Origin of the sequence: Streptomyces sp. SID4985 (assembly GCF_009863025.1) — a bacterium.
In the GTDB taxonomy this organism is placed as follows: domain Bacteria; phylum Actinomycetota; class Actinomycetes; order Streptomycetales; family Streptomycetaceae; genus Streptomyces.
The window spans coordinates 1-2,842 of the sequence record NZ_WWIR01000670.1 but is presented as its reverse complement, the minus strand read 5'-3'; the positions used below and the strand labels follow the sequence as shown (position 1 = coordinate 2,842).

At 74.9% G+C, this 2,842-nt stretch carries 3 protein-coding genes; 2 read left to right on the top strand and 1 reads right to left on the bottom strand.

The genetic code is table 11. The features are described 5' to 3' along the window. Both GTW40_RS28995 and GTW40_RS28990 read left to right on the top strand, forming a co-directional pair. Nucleotides 1-187, top strand: a 187-nt coding sequence (locus tag GTW40_RS28995; protein WP_161183101.1) for an LPXTG cell wall anchor domain-containing protein, incomplete at its 5' end; no start/stop codon positions are given. A 274-nt stretch (nucleotides 188-461) separates the two neighbouring features. Next, complete coding sequence (locus GTW40_RS28990) at nucleotides 462-1,688, top strand: glycosyl hydrolase (RefSeq protein ID WP_161183100.1); 1,227 nt, start codon at nucleotides 462-464, stop codon at nucleotides 1,686-1,688. Here the strand turns inward: GTW40_RS28990 and GTW40_RS28985 are convergent. Beyond that, nucleotides 1,685-2,818 carry a GNAT family N-acetyltransferase gene (locus GTW40_RS28985; RefSeq protein ID WP_161183099.1) on the bottom strand — a complete coding sequence of 378 codons (1,134 nt, stop codon included), beginning with the start codon at nucleotides 2,816-2,818 and terminating at the stop codon, nucleotides 1,685-1,687. The two genes, GTW40_RS28990 and GTW40_RS28985, sit on opposite strands and share 4 nt — an antisense overlap. Between the last annotated feature and the right edge of the window lie 24 nt (nucleotides 2,819-2,842).

Here is a 2,842-nt window from a genome sequence, read left to right as displayed (position 1 = left end):
CCCCCCGCACACCCACCCGCCGCACACACGGCCGCCTCACGGCGGACATCACCACCCGCACAAGCCGTCCCTTCCGGACACCGGTGGGCAGGAACGTCTCCTGCTCGGCGCCTCGGCCGCCGGTGCCGTGCTGATCGCGGCCGGTGCGGTGCTGTACCGGCGAGGCCGGGCAGCGTCCCGTCGGTAGTGCGCCGGATGCCGGACCCGAGCGCCCGGCAACCGGCGACACGCGGCGCCGTACCGCCACGGCGCCGTACCGAATCCTTCAGCGCCGGACCTTCTCCGGCGCCTCGCCACGCCGTCCGGCGGGTTCCGGCCAGCCTGGCGGCCCCTTTGTGTGACAGACGTCGTTCACCCGAGTGGCAGGGGGCGACCACCTGAAAGCCCCACCGCGCTGGCGAAGGCCCGCTCCCTGTGACTGGGTGTCGGGTACGGCAGGCGGAGAGACGAAAGGGGCGGTCATGGACGCACCGCGACGACGGGTCCGGCGCGGCCGGCTGACGGCGGCCGTGGCCGCGGTCGCCGCCTCGGCCGCGCTGCTGACCGGTTCCGGTTTCGCGGCGCGGGAGGAACCGGCCCCTCTCGAAACGAGCGCGCAGGCGCCCGCCTTCGGGGCCTTCCTCGACTCCGGGCCGCTCGGTGTCACCCGCATGGCCGGGCTGAGCCGCTGGCTCGGCGGGACCGAGCTGAAGGTCGCCCACACCTATCTGCCCGGCGGCCGCTGGAGCGACATCGAGGGCGACCCGGGGTTCCTCGGCCCCTGGGCGCACTGGCGCCGAGCCAAGGCCGACCGCACGCTCGTGCTCAACGTGCCGCTCCAGGAGCGCAACGAGGAGCACCTCTCCGACGCGCAGGTGCGGCAGTTGCTGCGGCAGGGCGCCGACGGGGAGTTCGACCAGCACTTCCGCACCCTGGCCCGGCACCTGGTGGACTTGAAGGTCCCGGACACCGTGCTCGTGCTCGGCTGGGAGATGAACGGCATCACCTACACCCATCGCTGCGGGCCCGATCCCGAGGCGTGGAAGGCGTACTGGAACCGGATCGTCGCCGCGATGCGGGCGGTGCCGGGCCAGCGGTTCCGCTTCGACTTCGCGCCGAGCCGGGGCCGGGACGCCGTCCCGTGGACCGAGTGCTACCCCGGTGACGACACCGTGGACATCATCGGCATGGACTCCTACGACCAGCCGAGCGGGCTCTCCTTCGACGAGCAGGTGTCCGAGCCGTACGGCCTCCAGGCGCACGTGGACTTCGCCCGCGCCCACGGCAAGCCGGTCTCGTACCCGGAGTGGGGACTCTTCCGCAACGGCGACAACGCCGCGTACATGCGGGGGATGCTCGCCTGGTTCGACGCGCACAGGCCGCTGTACAACACGCTCACCGACTACTGCCCGCACGGCGTCTGGCAGTGCCCGGCCAACCCGAGGGCGGCGGCGGTGTACCGGGCGGCGCTGTCGGGCGGGGCGGGGCAGGCGACACCGACGCCGACGCCGGGCGGCACGCCGACGCCGACGCCCGCGCCCACGGACTCGCCGAGCCCCTTGCCTGCTCCCACCGGTTCTCCTGAGCCGCCGTCTCCCACCCCCGAACTCCCGGACGGCTGCACGCCGTTGCTGGCGGACAGCTGGGTCCGGGAGTGGCTGGGGGAGGGGTTCTGCCTTCCGGCGACCCGGTGGCGGGGGATGCGCTAGCGGCGCCGGAGGTCCTGCCAGCGGTGCAGGGCCTCCTTGCCGTGTCGCCGGGCCGCCACGTCGTACAGCGCGGCCGTCAGCAGCGGGACGGTGCGGCGGCGGGCCAGGAGGAGGCGGACGCTGGGGACGGGGTCGGGGCGCCAGTGGTGCTTGTACGGCTCGTCGCCGCGCATGAGGCTCAGGGTGCGGTGGGCGCCCGTGGCGGTGTGGTCGGCGCAGGCGTCCAGCAGTATCACCGCGACGTCCGCGCGCAGGTCGCGCAGTTTCGGGTGGGCGCCGTAGAGGTAGCCGCCCGCGAGGCCGGGGGAGAGCAGGGTGACGTCGACGGCGACCACCTCCGTGCCGAGCAGGAACTCGGTCACCACGGCGTCCCCGGAGCGGGCCATGGTGCCGACCGCGCGCAGCAGGTGCTCACGGAAGCGCGGGCGCAGATGCTCGGTGGTCACCTTGCGGTCGGCCCACTGGAGCCGGTGCAGCTCCAGGAGGCGGCGCAGCGCGCGGTCGGTGTCGTGGGGTCCGGCGATCCGGCGGGTCACGCCCAGCGCGGTCAGCTTGCGCAGCTTGGCGCGGACCCGCTGGGCCTTCTTCGACGGGAGCCGGGCGATCAGGTCGGCCATGGGGGCGGCGGGCAGTTCCAGGCACAGGGAGTCGGGTACCCGGCGGCGCGGTCCGGGCCAGCGGTCGTAGATCCGCTCGGCGGCGCCGCCGGGCCGTACCTCGCGGAGGTCGATCAGCGCCGTGCGGGCGGCGAGGGAGAGTTCGCGGGTGAGGGCGTCGGCGGCGCGGCCGTCGTCGGAGTCGTCGAGGAGGACGTCGCCGTAGTCGCTGATCGCGCCGCCGAGCGGTACGAGCGCGGTGAGCGGGCTGCGGACCAGGGTCAGCGGGGCGGCGGCGACCAGGTCGGGGCCCGAGCGCACGAGGAGCAGCCGCAGTCGTCCAGGGCGGCCGTAGGAGCGCCACCAGGAGTGCAGCCAGGCGTGGCTCTGGAACGGGGTGGCGGTCGCGCAGCGGCGGTGGAGCCGGGTCCAGGCCGGGGCGAGCGCGGCGAAGGCGTCGGGGTCGGTGACCAGTTCGGTGGTGAGCGCGGGGCGGACGGTGCGGGCGGGACGCGCCGCGTAGGTGGCCGTCACAGCAGGCCGGCGGCGTCGGCGGTG